The organism is Paenibacillus sp. MAH-35, from assembly GCF_058135425.1.
Genome location: NZ_JBYUPU010000033.1, coordinates 1 through 22395 on the forward strand (window position 1 = coordinate 1; position 22395 = coordinate 22395).

At 52.2% G+C, this 22395-nt stretch carries 21 protein-coding genes, 3 tRNA genes and 2 rRNA genes; 19 read left to right on the top strand and 7 right to left on the bottom strand.

The window, feature by feature from the left end:
* The 12 genes from AC3Y2E_RS25685 to AC3Y2E_RS25740 all read left to right on the top strand — a co-directional run.
* Window positions 1-127, top strand: a 23S ribosomal RNA gene (locus tag AC3Y2E_RS25685); the annotation flags it as partial.
* 115 nt (window positions 128-242) lie between these two features.
* A 5S ribosomal RNA gene (gene rrf / locus AC3Y2E_RS25690) occupies window positions 243-359 on the top strand.
* A 913-nt stretch (window positions 360-1272) separates the two neighbouring features.
* Complete coding sequence (locus AC3Y2E_RS25695) at window positions 1273-2520, top strand: putative glycoside hydrolase (RefSeq protein ID WP_379215528.1); 1248 nt, start codon at window positions 1273-1275, stop codon at window positions 2518-2520.
* Between the two features lie 211 nt (window positions 2521-2731).
* Window positions 2732-4192, top strand: coding sequence for an IMP dehydrogenase (gene guaB / locus AC3Y2E_RS25700; protein ID WP_379215530.1), 1461 nt, complete (start codon window positions 2732-2734; stop codon window positions 4190-4192).
* A 246-nt stretch (window positions 4193-4438) separates the two neighbouring features.
* Window positions 4439-5749 (top strand): D-alanyl-D-alanine carboxypeptidase family protein, encoded by a 1311-nt coding sequence (locus AC3Y2E_RS25705; RefSeq protein ID WP_379215532.1) that lies wholly within the window; start codon window positions 4439-4441, stop codon window positions 5747-5749.
* 133 nt (window positions 5750-5882) lie between these two features.
* On the top strand, window positions 5883-6764 hold the full coding sequence (gene pdxS, locus AC3Y2E_RS25710; protein WP_379215534.1) for a pyridoxal 5'-phosphate synthase lyase subunit PdxS: 882 nt from the start codon (window positions 5883-5885) through the stop codon (window positions 6762-6764).
* 21 nt (window positions 6765-6785) lie between these two features.
* On the top strand, window positions 6786-7373 hold the full coding sequence (pdxT, locus tag AC3Y2E_RS25715) for a pyridoxal 5'-phosphate synthase glutaminase subunit PdxT (protein ID WP_379215536.1): 588 nt from the start codon (window positions 6786-6788) through the stop codon (window positions 7371-7373).
* 196 nt (window positions 7374-7569) lie between these two features.
* Window positions 7570-8850, top strand: a complete 1281-nt coding sequence (gene serS / locus AC3Y2E_RS25720) for a serine--tRNA ligase (protein WP_379215538.1) — start codon at window positions 7570-7572, stop codon at window positions 8848-8850.
* A 63-nt stretch (window positions 8851-8913) separates the two neighbouring features.
* Window positions 8914-9000, top strand: a tRNA-Ser gene (locus AC3Y2E_RS25725).
* 277 nt (window positions 9001-9277) lie between these two features.
* The gene (locus AC3Y2E_RS25730; protein WP_190932496.1) at window positions 9278-9622 is read left to right on the top strand and encodes a hypothetical protein; all 345 of its coding nucleotides are present in this window, start codon (window positions 9278-9280) and stop codon (window positions 9620-9622) included.
* Window positions 9623-9639: 17 nt separating this feature from the next.
* Window positions 9640-9822 (top strand): hypothetical protein, encoded by a 183-nt coding sequence (locus tag AC3Y2E_RS25735; RefSeq protein ID WP_379215541.1) that lies wholly within the window; start codon window positions 9640-9642, stop codon window positions 9820-9822.
* Between the two features lie 4 nt (window positions 9823-9826).
* Window positions 9827-9973, top strand: coding sequence for a small acid-soluble spore protein P (locus tag AC3Y2E_RS25740; RefSeq protein ID WP_332071829.1), 147 nt, complete (start codon window positions 9827-9829; stop codon window positions 9971-9973).
* Between the two features lie 929 nt (window positions 9974-10902).
* Here the strand turns inward: AC3Y2E_RS25740 and AC3Y2E_RS25745 are convergent.
* Window positions 10903-11697, bottom strand: coding sequence for an alpha/beta fold hydrolase (locus tag AC3Y2E_RS25745; RefSeq protein WP_332071830.1), 795 nt, complete (start codon window positions 11695-11697; stop codon window positions 10903-10905).
* Window positions 11698-11852: 155 nt separating this feature from the next.
* Between AC3Y2E_RS25745 and AC3Y2E_RS25750 the strand changes: the two genes are divergently transcribed.
* Together AC3Y2E_RS25750 and AC3Y2E_RS25755 are read left to right on the top strand one after the other, a co-directional pair.
* Window positions 11853-12365 carry a sigma-70 family RNA polymerase sigma factor gene (locus AC3Y2E_RS25750; protein WP_379215544.1) on the top strand — a complete coding sequence of 171 codons (513 nt, stop codon included), beginning with the start codon at window positions 11853-11855 and terminating at the stop codon, window positions 12363-12365.
* The gene (locus AC3Y2E_RS25755) at window positions 12349-13545 is read left to right on the top strand and encodes an anti-sigma factor (protein ID WP_379215546.1); all 1197 of its coding nucleotides are present in this window, start codon (window positions 12349-12351) and stop codon (window positions 13543-13545) included. The genes AC3Y2E_RS25750 and AC3Y2E_RS25755 overlap by 17 nt, the downstream gene beginning before the upstream one ends.
* 56 nt (window positions 13546-13601) lie before the next feature.
* Here the strand turns inward: AC3Y2E_RS25755 and AC3Y2E_RS25760 are convergent.
* From AC3Y2E_RS25760 to AC3Y2E_RS25780, 5 genes are all read right to left on the bottom strand, one after another.
* Window positions 13602-13675, bottom strand: a tRNA-Pro gene (locus AC3Y2E_RS25760).
* A 24-nt stretch (window positions 13676-13699) separates the two neighbouring features.
* Window positions 13700-13774, bottom strand: a tRNA-Arg gene (locus tag AC3Y2E_RS25765).
* Window positions 13775-13939: 165 nt separating this feature from the next.
* Window positions 13940-14155 carry a cold-inducible protein YdjO-related protein gene (locus AC3Y2E_RS25770; RefSeq protein ID WP_332071833.1) on the bottom strand — a complete coding sequence of 72 codons (216 nt, stop codon included), beginning with the start codon at window positions 14153-14155 and terminating at the stop codon, window positions 13940-13942.
* A 12-nt stretch (window positions 14156-14167) separates the two neighbouring features.
* Window positions 14168-14374: a hypothetical protein gene (locus AC3Y2E_RS25775; RefSeq protein ID WP_332071834.1), complete on the bottom strand. Its 207-nt coding sequence runs from the start codon at window positions 14372-14374 to the stop codon at window positions 14168-14170.
* 120 nt (window positions 14375-14494) lie between these two features.
* Complete coding sequence (locus AC3Y2E_RS25780; protein ID WP_190929198.1) at window positions 14495-14716, bottom strand: hypothetical protein; 222 nt, start codon at window positions 14714-14716, stop codon at window positions 14495-14497.
* A gap of 394 nt (window positions 14717-15110) precedes the next feature.
* Here AC3Y2E_RS25780 and AC3Y2E_RS25785 point away from each other — a divergent pair, with 394 nt between their 5' ends.
* The 4 genes from AC3Y2E_RS25785 to AC3Y2E_RS25800 all read left to right on the top strand — a co-directional run bounded on the left by AC3Y2E_RS25785 (window position 15111) and on the right by AC3Y2E_RS25800 (window position 19855).
* Window positions 15111-16211 carry a GIY-YIG nuclease family protein gene (locus tag AC3Y2E_RS25785; protein ID WP_379215549.1) on the top strand — a complete coding sequence of 367 codons (1101 nt, stop codon included), beginning with the start codon at window positions 15111-15113 and terminating at the stop codon, window positions 16209-16211.
* A gap of 118 nt (window positions 16212-16329) precedes the next feature.
* Entirely contained in the window at window positions 16330-17019 is a 690-nt protein-coding gene (locus AC3Y2E_RS25790; protein WP_190929200.1) for a Crp/Fnr family transcriptional regulator, read from the top strand.
* A gap of 293 nt (window positions 17020-17312) precedes the next feature.
* Window positions 17313-18788, top strand: a complete 1476-nt coding sequence (locus tag AC3Y2E_RS25795) for a methyl-accepting chemotaxis protein (RefSeq protein ID WP_379215552.1) — start codon at window positions 17313-17315, stop codon at window positions 18786-18788.
* A gap of 125 nt (window positions 18789-18913) precedes the next feature.
* The gene (locus AC3Y2E_RS25800; protein WP_379215554.1) at window positions 18914-19855 is read left to right on the top strand and encodes an aldo/keto reductase family protein; all 942 of its coding nucleotides are present in this window, start codon (window positions 18914-18916) and stop codon (window positions 19853-19855) included.
* A 185-nt stretch (window positions 19856-20040) separates the two neighbouring features.
* Here the strand turns inward: AC3Y2E_RS25800 and tadA are convergent, their stop codons facing one another.
* On the bottom strand, window positions 20041-20544 hold the full coding sequence (tadA, locus tag AC3Y2E_RS25805) for a tRNA adenosine(34) deaminase TadA (protein WP_379215556.1): 504 nt from the start codon (window positions 20542-20544) through the stop codon (window positions 20041-20043).
* A 719-nt stretch (window positions 20545-21263) separates the two neighbouring features.
* Between tadA and ychF the strand changes: the two genes are divergently transcribed.
* Window positions 21264-22364 carry a redox-regulated ATPase YchF gene (gene ychF / locus AC3Y2E_RS25810; protein WP_332071840.1) on the top strand — a complete coding sequence of 367 codons (1101 nt, stop codon included), beginning with the start codon at window positions 21264-21266 and terminating at the stop codon, window positions 22362-22364.
* The last annotated feature ends 31 nt before the right edge of the window (window positions 22365-22395 follow it).

The following is a 22395-nucleotide window of genomic DNA, read 5'->3' on the forward strand; positions in this document are numbered from 1 at the left end:
AGCCCCCCTCAAGATGAGATTTCCCAATTCGTAAGACCCCTGGTAGACGACCAGGTTGATAGGTTCGGGGTGGAAGCGCAGCAATGTGTGGAGCTGACGAATACTAATCGGTCGAGGGCTTATCCTACAATACTCCGCGAACCTTCGTGGAGGCCTCAAGAGCCCTTGAGGTAACGTTTCAATCTCTCTCTTCTTCGGTTCGCATTCAGTTTTCAGGGAATAAACCCTGAATTTCATAATCGTTTGGTGATGATGGCGGAGGGGATCCACGCGTTCCCATCCCGAACACGACCGTTAAGCCCTCCAGCGCCGATGGTACTTGGACCGCAGGGTCCTGGGAGAGTAGGACGTTGCCAAGCGATGTAATGAACGAGAAACTCTGACGAAACCGTCGGAGTTTTTTTGTTTTTATAGAAGTTACAGAAAGTCGAAATTTGCTAAAGTGTGCTAAGCTTCAAAAGCGCTGCTTCGGAAAAGCTGCTTAAAGAAACTGCTTAAAGAAATAAAGAAATTGCTAAAAAAACTGCTTCAAAAATTCCTTCAAAGAGCGACTGCAAGTTTTTTGTACCCAGAAAGGTTACCTCTCTCGCAGCAGTACGCTTCGTGGCAAAAGCTTCGTCTAGACGTCTAGAAGCTTTACTTAAATGGGCGGAAGTGATGCAGGACGTTCAGCGTGGCAGCTGCCGTTAGAAGCCCGACCTTATATGCCTCTTAAGGGGAAGAGAAGAAGCAAATAGGAGTGGTTTGTACTCTTTATTTTGTCCGAAAACGGTTTGGATGACGAAATAGGAGCGGTTTGAGGCTGCTAAACTCCGCGAAAAGGTACGGACCCCATCAGTCGGTTGAAATAAGGGGTACAAACCGCTTCTATTCGTCTTCATCAGCCCACTGGGGTCAAAATAGAGGGTGCCAGAGACTCTTATTGTGTTGTTTAGCGTTAGTTAGTGTCTGCACCCATAACGTGTTCAGCGAAGCGGTTACGACCTGCGACAGCTAGAAAAAGCGGTTTGCACGTCGTATTGGAATTGGTGGTGCTGCCGTAGACCTCATCAGCGAGCAATTGAAACGGCGGTTGGATCGAGGGTATCCATCCCCTCCCAAGTTTAAATGTGTGGGGTTACACGCCAAAGGATGTCCGAACGTCTATACATACCGGACAGTTTATCATACGACATACACGGTGCAATGAATTTTTTCCATAATCTCTTAGTTGACGATGAACGATAGTTGTTCGTCACTTGTGTCATACTACCTCCAATAGGAGGTGTATCCATGAAAGTCAGGATTATTGCCGTTGCTGCGATGTTATCGATGATACTTACCGGTTGTTCGTTCTCTGAAGCAGCGCAGCCGGGTGAACCGTGGACCGGTGACAGCATCGTACACCAAGCGCAGACGTCGGAGGCCAAGCCGCCTATCCAAAGCGAAGCGCCAGGACATCTGTCCGTTGCCGATGAGATCACCGATCAGCGGGAGCGCAGGATCGAGTCGTATGCAGAACCACCAGCCGGACCTCCTCCTACACCGAAGGCTAGACCGAAAGTGAAAGGCATCTACGTAAGCGGCTGGGCCGCCAGTACGTCCAAGCGGGATCAATTAATCGAGCTCGTAAACCAAACGGAGCTGAACGCCATGGTGATTGACGTGAAAAACGATTCCGGGCAAATCACCTACGATTCGTCTCTGCCGATCGTTCACCAATTGGAAGCCGACTCGAAACATATGATTCATGATATCAAACGTCTCATTTCAACATTAAATGAACATCACATCTATACGATTGCCCGAATAGCCGTCTTTAAGGATCCATATGCAGCGGTTCGCAAACCGGAATGGGCGATCCGCACGAAGGAAGGCGCTCTGTGGAAGGACGCCAAAGGTACTTCCTGGGTTGATCCCTACCATCCGGAAGTGTGTACATACGCCATCGAACTGGCGAAGGAGGCGGCCGACCTCGGATTTGACGAAATTCAGTTCGATTACGTCCGGTTCCCCGACAATGGGTCCAAGGTCGATCGGGAAGCTGTTTTTCAAAATCCGAACGGTTGGTCCAAGTCGGCAGCGGTTCAACGTTTTCTGAAGCAGGCTAAGCAGGAACTGGCCGCCAAGGGCGTGTACGTGTCGGCTGACGTGTTCGGTTTGACGACATCGGTCACGGGGGATATGGGAATCGGGCAAACGTGGGAGGATATCTCCTCTGAAATAGACGTCATCAGTCCGATGGTTTATCCTTCTCATTATGGAGACGGGGTGTTCGGAATTAAAAATCCGGACCTGCAGCCGTACGTAACGGTTCAAAAAGCGCTGGCGGACGGATTGAAGAAAAACGAAGCGTTAACTCAGGCCCGGAAGTCTGCAGCCTCGATCCGCCCATGGCTGCAAGATTTCACGGCGACTTGGTTAAAACCCCATAAAACTTACGGAAGCGAAGACGTACAAGCTCAAGTGCAAGCGGCTAAAGAACTGGGAATCGATGAATATTTGCTGTGGAATTCCAAATGCACTTACACATTCCGGTAAAAGTTTGACGGAACGAAGAACACGGAAGCGGCTGCTCATACGGAACGTCTGTTTTGCCTTGACACCAAAAATGGGCTTTTGTTACGATAGGCATTAACACTCAGGAAGACAGGTTAGCCAGTGTAGAAGCTGAAGCCCTCCTAGAGCTCGATCTCGAAAGTGGATGCAGCTGAATTTGTTCAGGGTTACTTACTTAAGGGGGTACTTTTTCGTGTGGGACAATAAGTTTGCCAAGGAAGGTTTGACGTTCGACGACGTACTGCTAATCCCGAGAAAGTCGAATGTGTTCGGACCTAGAGAAGTGGACGTGTCGACTCAGCTGACTCCAACGCTTAAATTAAATATACCGCTGATCAGCGCTGCGATGGATACCGTTACGGAAGCGGCTCTGGCGATCGCCATGGCCCGTGAAGGCGGCGTCGGAATCATCCACAAGAATATGTCGATCGCGCAGCAGGCGGAAGAAGTAGACCGCGTAAAACGATCGGAGAGCGGGGTCATTACCAATCCGTTCTCGCTTACCCCCGAACATCATGTATATGACGCTGAAGAGCTGATGGGCAAATTCCGGATCTCCGGCGTACCGATCGTCAATGACGATAACAAGCTGGTCGGTATATTGACCAATCGCGACCTTCGGTTTGTGCACGATTACTCGATTAAGATTAAAGAAGTGATGACGAAAGATAACCTTGTGACCGCACCGGTAGGCACGACTCTTCAGGAAGCGGAAGTGATTTTACAAAAGCACAAAATCGAGAAACTGCCGCTTGTCGACGAGACGAACTCGTTAAAAGGTCTGATCACGATCAAGGACATCGAGAAAGCCATACAATTCCCGAATGCGGCTAAGGACGCCCAAGGAAGGCTGTTGGTAGGTGCGGCGATCGGAGCGTCCAGAGACGCCCTGGAGCGTGCCAGCGAGCTTATTAAAGTGGGGGCGGACGTTATCGCGGTCGACTCGGCCCACGGGCATCACGCCAACATCGTGGAGACCGTGCGCAAGCTGCGCGCCAAGTTCCCGGACATCGTCATCATCGCCGGCAATGTCGCTACCGGCCACGGCACACGGGATCTGATCGAAGCCGGGGCTTCGATGATTAAGGTGGGTATGGGTCCGGGCTCGATCTGTACGACGCGGGTCATCGCCGGCATCGGGGTGCCGCAAATTACGGCGATTTACGATTGCGCTACGGTAGCCCGGCAATACGGCGTACCGATCATCGCCGACGGCGGGATCAAGTACTCCGGCGATATTACGAAGGCGATAGCGGCGGGAGCCGATGCGATTATGATCGGAAGCTTGTTTGCCGGATGTGAGGAAAGCCCGGGCGAATCGGAAATTTATCAGGGCCGGAAGTTCAAAGTATACCGCGGTATGGGCTCGATCGGCGCGATGAAGGAAGGAAGCAAGGACCGATACTTCCAAGAGGGCGAATCCAAGCTGGTGCCGGAAGGTATCGAAGGCCGGGTTCCTTACAAAGGCCCGATCAAGGACACGATTCATCAGTTGGTCGGCGGCCTGATCCAAGGTATGGGGTATTGCGGTACGAAAACGATTCGGGAATTGAAGGAAGATACGGAATTTATCCGCATTACGGGTGCAGGCTTGCGCGAAAGCCATCCGCACGACGTACAGATAACCAAAGAAGCTCCAAACTACTCGATGTAATCGGGGCGAGAGACGAAGGGCAGAGGGCGACCTCTGCTCTTTGCTATTGTTCCGGTCTTCGTAACAACGGTAAGGAATTAGTCCGTAAACGTCCCTTTGGCGGATGAAGTTAAGGTGTTTCTAATTGTTAAGGGGAACGGCCGTTTCGCCTTTTGCCGGGAGAGTCGGTATGTTACAATGAGAACAGTGACTTGCGAGAGTTGGAGTTTGGAAGTGATAGTTTCGGGAAAGGGAGTTGGGAAAAACGTGTTGGAAGTAAAGAAATCCGGGTGGAACAAATGGATCGCACGGGCATGCTGCGTTACGGTATTTGCGAGCAGCCTGATTCTTATACAGCCGCAGCAGGCGGAAGCCGCGGAGCCGATTAATTTAACGCTTGAAGCGAAGGCGGCCATTCTCATCGAGCCGACTACCGGGCAAGTTTTGTACGAAATGAATGCGGATCAGCAGATGCCCCCAGCCAGCATGTCCAAAATGATGACCGAGTATCTGGTCATGGAAGAGATCAAGTCGGGCAAGCGCAGTTGGGACGATATCGTCAATCCGAGCCAGTATGCGGTCGATGTTATCGGTTCGGGTCAATTGATCGGGCCTAACGAAAAGTATTCGATTCGCGATCTGTACAGTGCGATGGCCATCTATTCGGCGAATGACGCTACAGTAGCGCTGGCTGAAACGATTGGCGGTACCGAAGAAAATTTCGTCAAGATGATGAACGATGCCGCGAAAAAAATGGGATTCAACGAAAAATCGTTTTTCATTAACGCAACCGGCCTTCCCCGAGTCGATCTTGGCAAGTACGCTCCTCCGGGAATTACGGAAGAGGATACGATGATCACCGCGAGGGATGCTGCGATTCTGGCTCAGAATATTGTGCTGAAACACCCCGAAGTACTGGAAATTTCCAAAATCCCGTCCAAAAAGTTCCGCGAGACGGATAAAGCGCCGATGATCAACTGGAACTGGATGCTCGAAGGCAATAAGGACGTTCCGAGCTTTAAGTCTTATGCTTACCAGGGGATGGACGGACTGAAGACAGGCCATACGAGCCAAGCCGGATATAACTTTACGGGGACGGCTATGCGTAACGGGATGCGCTTGATCAGTGTCGTGATGAATACGCCTTCGGAATCCAAACGGTTCCGGGAAACACAAAAGCTTCTCGACGCCGGCTTTAATAACTTTGAAATGAAGTCGGTTGTGGCGGCCAAGAGTGAAGTCGATAAATTAAAGACGGTAGCGGTCAAAAAGGGTGTTAAAACCGAAGTGCCGGTTGTTACGGCAAATGCCGTCGATTTCGTCGTAAGAAAAGGCGAAACGCCCGAAATTACGATAGAAGCGGCACCGCTGGCGGAGATGAAAAGCGCTCCGATTAAGACAGGGGATGTGTTGGGCACCGTAAAGGTAAAGTATAACGATAGCGAAAGAACAGTCGACCTCGTGGCTTCGCAAGATATGGAAAAAGGAAGCTGGTTCCGTCTTATGATGCGGGGAATTAAAAACTTTTTCGGCGGCATTTTCTCCGGTATCGCGAGCGGCCTAAAAAACCTGTTCTAAAAGGTGTCTAAATGTGGGGCACGGGTTGTTAATTAGATAGGCTTGTTGTAGAATGACTTGTTAGAAGATCATCGAAGAGCCACGCTTTCGTAGCTATGGAACTACAGCAATTCATATACAGGAGGAGTAAGAAATGGAAACAGGAACATGGACAGTCAAAAAAGGGATGGCTGAAATGCAAAAAGGCGGCGTCATCATGGACGTTATGAACGCGGAACAAGCGCAAATCGCCGAAGCGGCGGGCGCTTGTGCGGTTATGGCTCTTGAGCGCGTACCTTCCGATATCCGTGCGGCCGGCGGAGTAGCGCGTATGGCTGATCCTACCGTGTTTGAAGAAGTTACGAAAGTAGTAAGCATCCCGGTTATGGCCAAATGCCGGATCGGCCACTATGTGGAAGCACGCGTCCTGGAAGCGCTTGGCGCCGACTACATCGATGAGAGTGAAGTTCTTACTCCTGCTGATGAAGTGTTCCATATTAATAAAAGAGAATTTACCGTGCCGTTCGTATGCGGTGCGAAAGATATCGGTGAAGCGCTCCGCCGGATCGGCGAAGGCGCAGCCATGATGCGTACCAAAGGCGAGCCGGGAACAGGCAACATCGTAGAAGCCGTTCGCCATATCCGGATTATCAATTCCCAAATCCGCAAAATCCAAGGCATGTCCAAAGACGAGCTGATGACGGAAGCGAAAAATCTCGGCGCTCCTTACGATCTCGTTGTGTATGTTCATGAGAACGGGCGCTTGCCGGTCGTTAACTTTGCAGCGGGCGGGGTAGCGACTCCGGCGGATGCTGCATTGATGATGCATCTGGGCGCTGACGGCGTATTTGTCGGGTCCGGTATTTTCAAATCGGACAACCCGGAGAAATTCGGAAGAGCGATCGTTCAAGCAACGACTCATTACACGGATTACGCCCTGATCGCCGAAGTATCCAAAAATTTGGGTGCGCCGATGAAAGGGATCGAAATCTCCAAGCTGGAGTCGTCGCAGCGGATGCAGGACCGCGGCTGGTAAGAACAGAAAGAAGGGTCAGCTATGAAAATAGGCGTTCTCGCTCTTCAAGGAGCGGTGGCGGAACATATCAAGATGATCGAAGCAGCGGGCGCCGAAGGCGTGCCAGTTAAGAAAACGAGTCAGCTGGCCGAATTGGACGGGATCATCATCCCTGGCGGAGAGAGCACGACAATCGGCAAGCTGATGCGCGATTACGGATTTATCGAGGAAGTTCGCTCCTTTTCCAAGCAGGGCAAGCCGATTTTCGGTACTTGTGCGGGATTAATCGTACTCGCTGACGAGATCGTTGGCCAGGAGCAGGCGCATCTGCAGCTGATGGATATGAAGGTGCAACGCAATGCCTTCGGCCGCCAGCGGGAAAGCTTCGAGACGGAGCTTGCCGTCAAGGGTGTAGACGATAAAGTTAGAGCAGTATTCATCCGGGCTCCCTTGATCAGGGAAATCGGAGATCGGGTGGACGTGCTGTCCGAGCATAACGGTGAGATTGTCGCGGCGCGGCAGGATCATTTGCTGGCCGTCTCTTTCCATCCCGAGCTGACGGACGATTACCGGATGCATCAGTATTTTATAGACATGGTCAAAGAGGCAAAGTCTTCTTCGGTTCAGTAATAGGATGTTCGGAAGCACCTTGTTTGGCTGATGCCCAAGGTGCTTCTTTCGTGACTGTAGTCCGGGGCGTTGGTTGAATATTTATTCGGAGTATAGTACATTATATTGCATAACTTGTAATGATAGCGTGCAGTTTGGTTTGGTGTGCCAGAGATAATGGACTTGAATATAGTTTCCCTTTTGGGAGGGGTTTTGGTTGTTTGACGTCAAGTTGTTGCGTAACGAGATTGAACGTGTAAAAGAAGCGATGACCGCGCGAGGCAAATCCGCGGAAGAAATCGACCGTTTTACCGGGTTGGACGGCAAGCGCAGAGAGCTGCTGCAGGAAAGCGAGCAGTTGAAAAACCGCAGAAACACCGTATCGCAGGAAGTTGCGGTCAAGAAACGGAACAAAGAAGACGCAGAGTCGTTAATATTAGAGATGCGCGATGTTAATGACCGGATTAAAGTGCTGGACGAAGAGGTTCGCGTTCTGGAAGAGGATCTGAACAAGCTGCTGCTGTCGATCCCGAATATGCCTCACAGCTCCGTTCCGGTTGGATTATCGGAAGAGGAGAATGTGGAGATTCGCCGGATCGGAGAAGTGCCTTCGTTCGCTTTCGAACCAAAGGCGCATTGGGAAATTGCGGACAAGCTCGGCATTCTTGATTTCGAATCGGCTGCGAAAGTAACGGGTTCGCGATTTGTGTTTTATAAAGGGCTTGGAGCGCGTCTGGAACGGGCGCTCATTAACTTTTTTATGGATCTTCACAGCGGCGAGCACGGTTATGAAGAGATGCTTCCGCCGTTTATCGTCAACCGGGACAGCTTAACGGGCACCGGTCAGCTTCCCAAGTTTGAGGAAGACGTCTTTAAGGTGCAGGGCACCGACTATTTCCTGATCCCGACGGCAGAAGTGCCGGTAACGAACTTTCACCGGGATGAAATTTTGCCGATAGAGCAGCTGCCTAAAAATTATGTGGCGTTCAGCGCTTGTTTCCGTTCGGAAGCGGGTTCGGCCGGCCGCGATACGCGGGGACTGATTCGTCAGCATCAATTCAATAAAGTCGAGCTGGTGAAGCTCGTTAAGCCGGAAGACTCTTATGACGAGCTTGAGGCGCTTACGCAGCATGCCGAGAAAGCTTTGCAGCTGCTGAAGCTTCCGTACCGCGTGATGACGCTGTGTACGGGCGATCTCGGCTTTACCTCGGCTAAAACATTCGATCTCGAAGTATGGCTGCCGAGCGGCGGATCGTATCGTGAAATTTCGTCCTGCAGCAACTTCGAGGATTTCCAGGCACGCCGCGCCAATTTGCGGTTCCGCCGGGATGCGAAGTCGAAGCCAGAGTTCGTTCATACGTTGAACGGTTCCGGACTGGCCGTCGGCCGGACGGTAGCGGCAATACTGGAAAATTATCAGCAGCCGGACGGCAGTGTCGTAGTGCCCGATGCACTCCTGCCCTACATGAACGGCGTAAAAGTGATCTCCAAAAAATAACCCTTGCGGTGGGCCCGCTGCTTATGATAAAATTCTTTCTAGTCATTGGCGGGCCGCCATTTTGGAGAGGTGGTCGAGTGGTTGAAGGCTCTGGTCTTGAAAACCAGCGAAGGGGTAACTCTTCCGTGGGTTCGAATCCCACCCTCTCCGTTTGAATAATCCTACTTATGGGATGTAGAACCTTTAGGTTCGTCGAAGCTAAAAGTTTTCGGAGAAAACTTACTTCGGAAGCATTCGCTAATCTTCGTTAGCGTTTGCTTCGCAGTCTCACCCGAAGGGGGAGTATCCCACCCTCTCCTTATGAATAATCTTGCTTATGGGATGCAGAAGTCATGAATCTAACGATTCATGGCTTTTTTTGTACGCCAGGCCACTCGCATAAAAGGGTGGCGACCTCCGCAAGTTAAGGTTGCGGAGGTGTTTGTTGATGAGCAAAACAGATGTGCTCACGCTCGATCAGAACGAGCTAACAGAGGCGTGGCGGACTACATTGCCCACCTTGCTGAATGAATCCGATAAGGCCGAAGTGAAAGCGGACGAGCATGATCCGAAATCGGTGCGCATTCATATTCGTACGGCGGGACACGCGATGTATTCCTTCGATTTCCTCGTGACTTACGTGGATTCCCGCGAGGTGAAGGTAGACTTGGTCGACGTCGAGAAGGACGATCAGACAGTCGATGAGCGGAACGATGTCATTCAAAATATGGTCGAAGACTACATCCGCCACATTCACGAATGCGCACAAGCATTAAAAAAAGTGACAAGCTGACTAGGAGGGGCCGAGCGATGACGAAAACAAAAGCAACCGATAAAAACTTGCAAAATGTCGTCAAGGATCTGGAATTGTCTCCTGTGAGCAGTCACCATGCCCAACAGCTTCAACAGGATACGAATGACCGGCGCCACAAGGATGCCTTGAACCATGATACCGACAAAGGGGAAGTCAAGTTTGTAACGGAAGGAGAATAAAACGATGCCCAAAGATATCCCTCAGCCTGTAAACCCTCCAAGCGGAGCGGCCGAGCGCAAGTCGAACAACGGCAATTCGCAGGAGCCTCTATCCGGTTCCAAGAAAACGAAGCAAGCCAATCATACCCGACATAATAACGGGGAAGGGTAAACCGAAAAAAGTTTTGGGCCAAGTGAATATCGAAGCCATAACCGGACATACTATTATCGACGGTGAGAAGAGAGGTGTGGTTCCGTTGAACTATTCAACAGCAACACCAAGTAAGGATCTAAATACCGAACATTGAAGCGGAGGCGATGTGCCAAAGACACGTTAGCGTGTTTCTAACACATGCAGCAAGGATTAGCCGCTAACAGCAGCGATCCTGATTCCGAAGAAGAGGTAAGGTACAGCTGATTCATACAAAAACCGATCACCGTCAAAAAAGGACCCGAAAGGGTCCTTTTTTAGTTGTACGCTAAGTGTGGGCGTCATCTCTGGGGTGATACGCTGACCACAGCCAAGAACGTGTCTGACGCGAGGTGGAGCTTGAAGGAAACTGAGCAAAGCGCGAGCTAAGGGATACGAACAAAGAAGAATGAATAATGAACAACGAACACGAACTGGAATCAAGGGTAAATAAGTCAGAGTCAGATTCGGTCCGTCATCATAAGCAAATGTGATGTATCCCATCCATGCTAATTGGTGCGAGCTGCAGATAGAAGCGGTTTGCATCTCTTATTTGCCCGGAAATCGAACTTTAGGTAAAAATAAGAGCGGTTTGCAGCCCCTAATTCTTCGAACAAGACCGGAAACCGACCAGATTCGCAGTAATAGGGGGTACAAACCGCTCTTAATCTTTAACAGTGGGCTGAGATCTGCCGAATAAAGGTCCCAAACCGCTCTTATGACGCCAACACGCCAACACTCCCAAAAACGTACGACCTCGGAACGGCACGAAAGGTGAACCCAAGCAACCCAAGCAACCCAAGCAACCCCAGCTACCTTGTTAATCCGGAGTCTGTGCCGTGCCCGTCTGTCGCCAACAGCACCAGACAACCAGCCGATTCGCTTCTATGTCCGACCAGCGCCGTATTTCGTCAGCCCTGCACGGCTTCCACGAAAGCAAGCAGTTCTTGCGCAAGCCGGCTTGGCCGTTCCATCATACTCATATGGCCGCTGTCCTCGATCAAAACCTGTTTGATGGAGTTTCCCGAGACCGAGAACGTCTTCTCCGGTTGAATGATCTGATCCGAACCACCGGCCAGAAGCAATACCGGGCACGAAGCGTTCTTTATAACCTGATTCCGGTCGGGCCGTTCTCTCATCGCTTCAAGCGTTAAGACGGCTCCTTCCGGCGGAGTGATGTAGCCGATCTCTTTCGCTTCGGCAACTTTCCCTTTCATCGTTTCTACGTGATCCGGGGCGAACAGCTTCGGAATTAGTCCGTCGATAAACGGAACGATGCCGGAATCGAGTACGGTTTGGATCGATTTCAGGCGATTTTCTTTGCCCTTCTCGTCGTCCGGGAAAGCGGTGGAATGGACGAGCCCAAACGCTTGAACCCGATCCGGATGTCTCTCCGCCCCTGCAAGCGTGATATAGCCTCCAAGCGAGTGGCCGATCCATACCGCTTTCCCGACGTTTAATTGACGCAGCAGCTCCGCCATATCGTCAGCAAACGACTCGATGGCATACGGAGCCGCCGGGACTCCGGATTGTCCGTGACCGGGCAGATCGGGTACGATGACTCTGCATCCTTTCAATAACGGCACGACTTCATCCCAGTAATGGGAGCTGCCGCAAAAACCGTGCATCAGCAAGACGGGAAACCCGGTTCCTTCGTCTCTGTAGCGGATTTCGATGGAGCGTTCGGACAGTTGTATCGTATTCATCAGCATTCCTCCCGCATTTATTTTCTCCATGCTACCCAAAAAGAATCAGAAAAGCAAAATGTGCGCGAGCCAAGATTAATTACCCTTTTCCCATTTGTTCAAAACGTCCGTAACTTTCCAAGCTTTCATTCGTGGATACAAGGGAGGGGGAGCGAATGGAGACGAACAGTTTGGATTCCATATACCGTAAGTATGTCAAAGACATCTTCCGTTACTTGCGCTCCCTCTGTCGCGACGAGCATGCAGCGGAGGATTTGCTGCAGGAAACGTTTTACCGGGCCTATCTGCATTTGGACGATTGCAAGGAAGATAAAATCAAGCCGTGGCTGTTCCGGGTCGCTTACCATGCGTTTATCGACTACATGCGGAAGGAAAGTCGCAGCTCGGTGTACGGAACGGATTACTTTCAACGTCTGGCCGATCGCGATACGCCGGAAACCGCCGTTCTCCGCCAGGAAATCTGGACGGAAATCGGAAAGCTTGTAGCTGGACTGCCGGACAACCAGAGGCACGCGATCTTGCTGCACGACTTTCATCAGCTGTCCTATCAGGAGGCGGCGGATATTATGGGCATCCGGTTGTCCCATTTCAAAATCTTACTGTTTCGGGCCAGACAAAAGCTAAGAGAGTACGAAGAGTGGAGGAATCCGGATGAGCGAGGAGTTTAAGCGAAAGCTGAAGCAATATGCGGAGGGCAGCCTGCCGGAAGATGAACGTGAAGAAGTGGAGCGGGAGATCGAGAAGCTGGAGCTGTACCAAGGCTACTTGGAGGAGCTCACGGAAAGTGTCGATAACAAAAGCGGAATAAGGGGCGGGCGGCAGGCGGAACCGTCCGAAAGCGAGAACAAGCGGCAACTGCGGAAGGAAGCCAATATTATTCGCAGAGGGAAATGGAAGGCACGCCTGTCCAATGCCCTGACGCTGCTTTCTTTATTAATCGCTGTGACATTCGTCAGTTCGGCCTGTACGGCGCTTTTTTACAGTATGGGAGAGCCCGGCCGGGTGGATCTATACAGAGACGTCGTATCGTCTGCAATTGCCGTTACAGAGCCTAATGTCGAGGTTCATCTGAGCGCACAGGGCAACGCGTTTTTTACGATGGATTTGAAAGGCGAACTCGTCAAGCAGATCGGAGATGCGAGGGTATCGGCGGGAGATTACTCAATCAGGTTTTTGCTTAATCGTACGAATGGCCCGGTCCTGTCGTGGAAGGAGCGAAATACGAACGGACGCGGGTTTGCAAGACTTCCCGACTCCAGCACCTACAACGGGGATTCCGAATGGTCGATTCTCGAAAAGCTGCCGGAAGGTACCGTGTCGGAGCTGTATTTCTCGCTGGACCGGCTGTACGAGACGGAAGATCTGCTGAAGCTGCTGGAATCCCGAAATCTGACGCCGCTCTGGTTCGCCGTAGATAACGGCCAGGACAACTCAGGCAGAAGTTGGGTGAGCGACCCTATCGGCTTTCCCTATATGCCGATCTGGCATCATGACGATAAGAAGCTGGAGAGCTATTCGGAGGAAAAACGCGGCTTGTTCAGCAAGATCACGTCGAGCCTCTCTTCTTATCCGCAAGTGCAAGCTTATGGCGACGGAGAGCTGCGCAACGAAAATTTTAAGAAAACTTTGTACTTGTTGAAGGAATACAGAGCGATTACGAAAAAAGCAGCTCCCTTCATGAAACTGGATGAAACGATTGGTTATGTGGAGCAGCATGGCGTCAAGCTGTACGGGGCGGTAGTCACTGGTCCGACCAAGGAGCTGCTGAAGCTGAAGCAGGAGCCCTGGGTGAGAGCGCCACGGGTCGGGGAAGTGCGTCTATGGAACTGGAGGGATAAAGGGCACTGAACGAAGACAAACAAAAAAAACGCGGCAGAAATGCCGCGATAGGATGTGTACAAGTATCGGAACGACAGGATTTGAACCTGCGACCTCTTGGTCCCGAACCAAGCGCTCTACCAAGCTGAGCCACGTTCCGTCAAGCCTATGGGGGATCGATAAGCGCGCCACGGCGGGATTCGAACCCACGACGCACAGTTTAGGAAACTGTCGCTCTATCCAGCTGAGCTACGGGCGCATGCGAAAGAAAGATGCAAGGATTAATATAGCACAAGGTTGAGGGGAACGCAAGATCGTATTTGCAAAAATGAAGGATATAAAAGTGATCTCCCAAGCGGAGCGGCGAATCGCCGGAACGAATGGAAAAGCCCCTGCCTTACCGGCAAGGGGCTTACCTGCATCGTCACGATTTGACGGTAGTCAGCTTCGGCAGCATTTTGGTCTCTAGCACCATTTCTTTGCTGCAGATCGGACAGGATGGGCTCTCCTCAAACGCAAGATCGACCCTCATCCAGCACGTACACGAAGCATCGGAACATTTCCACACCGGAGTTTCGAACAAGGGAAACGGGCTCGAATTCCGCGGGAACCCTTTTTCCATATAGGTTTTGCCGCTCATACAATCACCTTATCACCCGGAAGCCGCCTCGGATTTCCGTTCGTATTTTTTTAACTTCTTCTTGTTGCGGCACAGCTTGCATACTTGCCATACCGTACCGTCGTCGCGCGTAAGCTCGTGAACGAGTTTTACGCCTGTACTGGAACAGTTGGGACACGTGCCTCTTGTGCTTGGCTGCTGCTTGGGCAGCACTTTGATTTTCGGTTTTCTGGACGACATCTCTCGTCTCCTCCTTGTATTCGATAATGGTAGGAAGGGGAGGAGAATAGAGTCCGGCGGCATCAGCTCCCTCTTTCAAGCAAGGGACGAACCGAAATTGCAGGCTGCTGTCGGCGGTTGTCATCCGGATCTCTTTACGGCTTGTGCATCCGGCTCGGCGCCGGGTTTTGCATGATACACGATCATAATGCTTCTCTTTATGAAGGAGTGCGGCTCACCGGTTTGGATCAGCGCGTACTTGGTTTCGATATACTGACTGGCCTCCAGGGTGTCTAGAAACCGGTTTGCTTTTATTTCAGCAGAGGCATGCAACGTATCCGTAAACGTTTTTATCTGGATCATATTCACACGCGTCCTTATCAGTTCATTCGTCAAGCAAAGGATTCTGAACGTCGCGCCCCGTCCGCCGGGCTTAAGGAAAACGGTTACCCGGCTTGTATGACTAGCGGAACATGGCACCACCTCCTTCACATCCATTAAATGTAAATCGCCATATATAAGCGCAAAGGCACCCCGTTTCAGAAATGAAACGGAATGCCCAGTCCTACCACTCGTATTGCATTTATTATCTCTCGCCGTCTCACAAATGTCAACATTACTGGGATATGGAACCATTTAATGTAAGCTAGGGTAAAAAATAAAAACCGGCGGAAAGGAGGAAGTCATGAGCGGCAGCCGAATTGCTAACAGATAGAGGACAGACCCGGAATCGACGCAGGGGAAGGAGGAACATGCGGTGGGAAGCCCGTTCCGTTTCGAACCGAGCCTATATCCCGAGGAACCGGGATGCTACTTGATGTTTCATGAACACGGCCAACTGCTGTATGTCGGAAAAGCGATTAATTTGCGCAAACGATTGGCGTCTTACTTCCATTCCAAGCCGGATCGGGAGAAAACGGCCAGACTGGTGCAGCAGATCGCCTCTATCGAAATTATGATCGTCCGGAATGAAAACGAAAGCTTCTCGCTGGAGACTAATCTGATCCAGCACTACCTGCCTCCGTATAACCGGTCCAAAAAAGGAGAGCCCTCCGTGTATCCGTACATTGCGGTCACGCGGGAGCCGCTTCCCCGTCTCGTTGCGGTCGATAAGGACCGTCTAACCCCGCAGTCGAAGACGGAGAGTTGCGGAGACGGAGAGCTGATCGGACCGTTTCCGAATCCGGTATTTCGCAATTATTCGCTGGAGTTCGCGATCGCCCGTTACCGGCTGCGGACATGCGAGCCTATAGAGCGGCGTCTGTGCATGCGCTACTATTTCGAAACTTGCGGAGGGATCTGCGAGCAGTTGGAGTCGGCCGAGCAGTACGACGAACGTGTGGTTGGCGCTGCCCGGCTGCTGTCGGACGCCCGGGCGATTCCGGCAGAGATGGTCACGGCCATGGAGGAATGCTCGGAGAAGCTGCAATTCGAGAAGGCGAAGGAGCTGTACTCGAGATCCAATACGCTAAAAAGCATGCTGGATGATCAGGCGGTTAACATCCCCCGCGATTTTTGCCAGATCGTCTTGTTGTTTGACGGCGATATGCTGCTTGCGGCTCCGATCGAATACGGGATGCTTCGCAGCCGTTTCGTGGAGCGTCGGGTAGAGGAACCGGTGCCGGAAACCGGGGATTGGGCGGAGGAGCTGCTCCGGATGGTCCCGTCCGAAGGCCGTGTCGAGATCGTCACGAACGATGCGGAACGTGCAGAGCCGCTCAGGCAAGCTGCCAAGAGCCGGGGGCTGCCCGCCAAAATAACGGTTCCGGTCAAGGGACCGAAACGTCATCTGCTGGATATTTGCGAGCGGAATATGACGTACCGCAGCGGGCTTCGTATGGAGCAGAGCGTTGTATGAGGCGGGGAGCAGCGGGCTTGACGCGAAGGAGGAGATCTATACCAAAACCGGCGCTTCATGGTATGATAAGGGGTGCAGGAATGGACACTGAATACGAAGAGAAGAGGGGATTTTTTCCATGGAGCAGGTGGCCGCTCTCATCCGTAAGATTCCTTTGTTCCAAGATTTGAACGAGGAGGAGCTGAAGAGCATATCGGCCCTTTTTTTCGAGCGGAAGTATAAGAAAAATACGATTTTGTTTCTGGAAGAGGACGAGGGCGAAGAACTCTTCATCGTCAGGTCCGGAACGGTCAAAATATACCGAATCGATAACAACAAGCAGATCACGCTCGCTCTGTTCCGAAGCGGGGATTTTTTTGGCGAGATGTCGATCATCGAGAAGGGCAGCACCCGCTCGGCCAATGCCGAGACGCTTGAGCCATGTGTTATTTATACGCTCAAACGGTCCACCTTTTACGAATATGTCGACCGCAATCCGGGGTTGTGCATGAGACTGCTGGAAATTACGATGAATCGGCTTCGCCGGGCGAACGAGCAGATTCGCAATCTGACGTTCCTCGATGTACGCACCCGCGTCTTAAAGATCGTGCACCAGCTCTCCAAGGAGTACGGGGAGCCGAAGGCGGGAGGGGTCATCCAGATCTCGATCAAGCTGACGCATCAGGAAATCGCCAATATGGTCGGTACGGTGCGCGAGTCGGTTACGAAAGTATTGCAGGAACTGCAGGATGACCGGATCATTTCCATCCGCAACAAGATGATTCGTGTCGAAAGCATGGAAGGGCTCGTTAATAAAATCGTCGATTAGAGTCAATTTCATACCGGGCGGCTGCCGGCTAATACGGTCGCTGATCGCGTTATGAGATTGACTCTTCCGGTATAAGGGGGGCTAATAAACCGAAACCTGCTTGTAAAGTTGTCGTCGCTATTATTGAAAGCGTTAGCATATTCGACTAATTTCGAGTAGGCTAGGTACAATTTCACAGTATATCCTATGAATGAAAAGAAATTGCCAACGGCAACTCCCCTTTTTCAGTCCAGATCTTTAGCTCTGAATTTGTACCAGGTATAAAAAAATACGATTCGGCAGGAAGTGACATCATGGATATTCAAAAGTCGATTAAACTGCAAGTCATGAGGAGAAAAAACACGGTCGTTTTTATCGCATTGGCCGTTACGTGTCTCCTGGCGTTAACGAGTATTTTGGCTCTGTCGGGCGTCTCCCAGAATGCGGGCAATTCGGGACTGCTTATGGGCTTACTGATCGGGCTGTTAGCCGTATTCGGGTTTTTGCATTTTACGAAACGGTACCCGTACGTTCTGCCTTACATAGCGATTATCGGCAACACCGCCATTTCGTTCACCACCGCTCTGCAAAGTGAGTCGATCGGCAATATTTTCAGCGTATACTACGGACTGTTGCTGGGTGCGGTTTATATGAGCGTATGGCCAACTGTAGTCAGTCTGGCAGCCAGTTCCTCCCTGCTGGCTTATTTTCTGTTGGCTCAACATACGGTCCCGGGCATAGCCGGTAACGAAACGACGATCCTCATCTACTACGTGCTGATCTGCTCCATGATCATCGCTTTGCTGAGTACGGCTATGCATATGAGCAAAAGGATGGAAGCGTTCGGGAGCGAGACGGTCAAGCTGTTGTCCCAGCAGAAGGAGGACAAGGAACGGCTGCTGGAAGGCGCGGCGGCCATCTCGTCCAATATGACGTTAATCGCCCAAGCGAGCGTAGAGAATAATGCGTCGTTCACGGAGATGAATACGGCGTTCCAGGAAATTGCCGACGGTGCGAACAGTCAGGTCGACTCTACGCTGTCCATTAACCGTTCGGTTCAGGAGACCGGGCATAAGGTCAACGGCATGCTGCAATCGATCATCGAGCTGAAGCACAAAACGGAAGGTGCGAGAGATCGCAGTATGGAAGGCAGCGACAAGATGGATACGATGTTCCGGGTGACGACGGAATTCCAGCAAAGCATCGAAACGATGTCAAACACGATCGCCGAGCTGACCGGGACGCTGCAGGAAGTCACGTTATTCAACGAATCGATTCACCAGATCGCGCAACAGACCAACCTGTTGTCGCTTAACGCCAGCATCGAAGCGGCCAGGGCGGGGGAAAGCGGCAAAGGCTTCGCCGTCGTAGCCCAGGAAATTCGCAAGCTGGCGGAGATGAGCCGCCGGTCGGCGGAGGAAATATCGGAGAAGCTCGGCGAAGTATCGAAGCATGCCGCGGCTACAAGCGGCAATATGGGCGTCATCGCTGAACAGATGAAGCACAATGCGGCTACTGTGCTGGAGACGCGTCAATCGTTCCAGGAGATCAGCGAATCGGTTACCGAGCTTAATGAGATGTCGGTCGGTTACTCCGAGATGATGGAGTCGATCCGAAGCGCTACCGAGTCGATCCAGGAATCGACCGAGCATTTCGCTGCGGTAAGCCAGCAGTCCTCGGCCACCTTGGAGGAGCTGTCGGCTACACTGGAGACACTGCTTAAGCAGAATACGCAGATGCAGCTGAACATTCGCGAGACGGATGAGAAAGTGAAACGGATGGTCGTCTAATTTGCGGCGGACAATCTGCCGTTAGCTGTGGGCAGGCATCCGGGCGGTATGCTACAATCGGGGGAGAGCCGGGACGTTCGGGTTCCGGTTTTTGGCTATAGAGACGGTTCGGGAGGGATAAGAGGATGCAATACCGGAGATTGGGCGGGTCCGGGCTGAAAGTAAGTGAGATCAGTCTGGGCAGTTGGCTGACGTACGGCGGTTATGTGGAGGAGCAAAATGCGGTAGGAACGATCAAGCTTGCTGTCGAATCGGGCATCAACTTTTTCGATACGGCCAACGTGTATATGAAGGGCGAAGCCGAGCGCGTAGTCGGCGAAGCGCTGCGCGGCTACCAGCGCGATTCCTACGTTCTGGCGACCAAAGTATGGGGTCCGATGGGCGATGGTCCGAACGACCGGGGGTTGTCGCGCAAACATATTATGGAGCAATGCGAAGCAAGTCTGAAGCGGCTTGGGATGGAATATATCGATTTGTATTACTGCCACAGCATCGATCCGTCGACGCCGATCGAGGAGTCGCTGCGGGCGATGGACGATCTGGTGCGGCAAGGCAAGGTGCTGTATGTAGGGGTCAGCAACTGGACGGCTTCGATGATGACCGAGGCGGTCGGGATTGCGGACCGCAAGCTGCTCGACCGGATCGTAGCGAGCCAGCCGCCTTACAGTATTCTAAGGCGGGATATCGAGCAGGAGATCATTCCGGTCGGTACGAAGTTCGGCATCGGTCAAGTCGTCTATTCGCCGCTCGCACAAGGGGTGCTTTCCGGCAAATACAAGCCTGGAGCCGAGGTGCCGAAGGACAGCCGGGCCGCCAGTGCGGGACAAGCGATACAGCGTTACCTCACTGCGGATAACCTGACTCGCGTGGAACGCCTTGGCGAGGTGGCGGGCGAGCTGGACTTGACGCTGTCGCAGCTGGCGCTTGCGTGGGTACTGCGCCAGCCGAACGTCTCGAGCGCCATTATCGGAGCGAGCCGCCCGGAACAGATCGAGGAGAATGTGAAGGCGTCGGGAGTCGTTTTGCCGGCTGAGGCGCTGAAGAAGATTGAGGCTATTTTAGCGTAAGCGATTTCGCCCGATCAGAATGGTCTGCTCCGTTTGAGATTTTCATGCAGAAGGGGCAGACAGCTGCGGGGATAGCTGCACAACCGGAATATAGGCCGTCCACCTGGATAGAGGGTGGCGGCCTTTTCGCAATAGCTCGGGATAATGGATTATCATCGCGAACGCTACACCTACAGGCTGCTTGCTTATGCCGGTTCGATCGGAGCAGCCGCCTCAGCCGCCGGCTTCCCCCTCAAGCTGCGGAAAAAGTCGGTGAGCAGTCCGGCGCACCGCTCACGCAGCACCCCGTCTACAAGCTCCGTCCGGTGATTGAACCGGTCTTCCTGCAGCAGATTCATCAGAGTTCCCGCACAGCCCGCTTTCGGATCGGGGGTCCCATACACGACGGTTTTGACGCGCGCCTGCACGATCGCCCCTGCGCACATTGGACACGGCTCAAGCGTTACGTACAGCGTGCAGTCCAGCAGCCGCCAAGCGCCAAGCACTTCGCTCGCTTCCCGGATGGCGATCATCTCCGCATGGGCGGTCGGGTCATGCGTTGTTTCCCGCAGATTGTGTCCCCGGGCGATAATTCGCCCTTCCTTAACAATCACCGCCCCGATCGGAACTTCCTTCAGCTCCTCCGCCTTTTTCGCTTCCTTTATCGCTTCTTCCATCCATAACTCGTGATTCTCCTCATAAGAGTCCATTGATTCGATCCTTTTCCGTTCCGTTATTCCCATGTGGATAGCGGGCGTCTAACGGCGAACATTTATTCTTGTTAACATGCTGTGGATAGGATTGTGCATAAGTCGTTCGGAGCTGTAGATAACAACGGTGTGGCTGGGGATATTGTACCACAAATATACGTTTTCTCATCATTTTAGGGCAATATCTTCCTGGAAATCAAGGCTGGCGTTGGCAAGTAGTCCGGATGAACGGACTCAAGGCCCATTCGTCCTCCGGATAAGCTGAAAATCGCCGTCGAGCCTCGTCGAATCCGTATTGGCGGGCCTAATAAAGCTTTTAGGACAGCGGATAAAGCGGGAAGTGGCGGCAACGCTGAGTGTTCGGCGAAATCGCAAGATCGGTCTGACCATATGCATGAAAATAGGATGCGGGCGCGCTTCAACCGGTAGAGAATTTTCGTAAAAATAGATGGGAAGTTCAAAATATTCAGACATTGTTGTTAACATGTGGATAACCTTTGGATAAAATGAGGATAACATCCACAGACCTGTGAATAGACTGTGGATAAGGAGCCGTTTTTTGCCATGCCGGGGATACAACGGATGCAGGCAAAATGCCCTGCTGCGCGATTTTTTCCCCAGCTCTCTTCCTTCCAGCCGGAGCCTGATTGTATATAGTCCGGGCGTGCTATATAATGATGGGAGTATTCAGATTGGAAGATGAGGAGTTGTTTCGTTTCATGGCATTGAAAGCAGGCATAGTCGGACTTCCGAACGTCGGCAAGTCGACCTTGTTTAACGCAATTACCCAAGCGGGTGCCGAATCGGCCAATTATCCGTTTTGTACGATAGATCCGAACGTAGGCGTTGTAGAAGTACCGGACGAGAGACTGCAGAAGCTGGCCGACATCGTCGTTCCGAACCGGATCGTTCCGACCGCTTTCGAATTCGTCGATATTGCCGGTCTTGTCAAGGGAGCGAGCAAGGGAGAAGGACTCGGCAACAAATTTCTGGCTCATATCCGCGAAGTCGATGCGATCGTGCACGTCGTCCGCTGCTTCCAGGACGATAACATCACTCACGTATCGGGCAAAGTCGATCCGATCAGCGATATCGAGACGATCAACCTCGAGCTGATTCTCGCGGACATCGAGTCGGTGGAGAAGCGGATCGACCGTTCCCGCAAAAATATGAAGGGCGGCGACAAAAAGTACGCTCAGGAAGTAGAAGTGCTTGAGCGGATCAAGGCGGCGTTGTACGAAGATAAGCCGGCCCGTGCGGTCGAGCTGTCCGACGAGGATAAATTGATCGTACGCGATCTGCATCTGCTGACGATGAAGCCGGTCTTGTATGCGGCGAACGTAAGCGAGAGTGAAGCGGCTAACGCCGACGGCAATCCGTATGTGGCCAAAGTGCGCGAATATGCGGCTATGGGCGGCGCGGAAGTCGTGCCGATCAGCGCGAAGGTCGAATCGGAAATCGCCGAGCTGGAAGGCGAAGACAAGGAGCTGTTCCTGGAGGAACTGGGACTGCAGGAGTCCGGTCTGAACCGGTTAATCCGCGGCGCTTACAAGCTGCTCGGGTTGTATACGTATTTTACGGCGGGCGTTCAGGAAGTGCGTGCTTGGACGATCCGCAAAGGGACGAAGGCGCCTCAGGCGGCGGCTGTCATTCATACCGACTTCGAACGGGGCTTTATCCGCGCCGAGGTTGTCTCTTACGACGATCTCGTTACGAGCGGTTCGATGAACGCGGCGAAGGAAAAAGGGCAAATGAGGCTTGAAGGGAAAGAATATGTGGTGCAGGACGGGGACGTCATGCATTTCCGTTTTAACGTGTAAGTTGCGGGGTCGCCCCCAAAAGAGTTCGAAC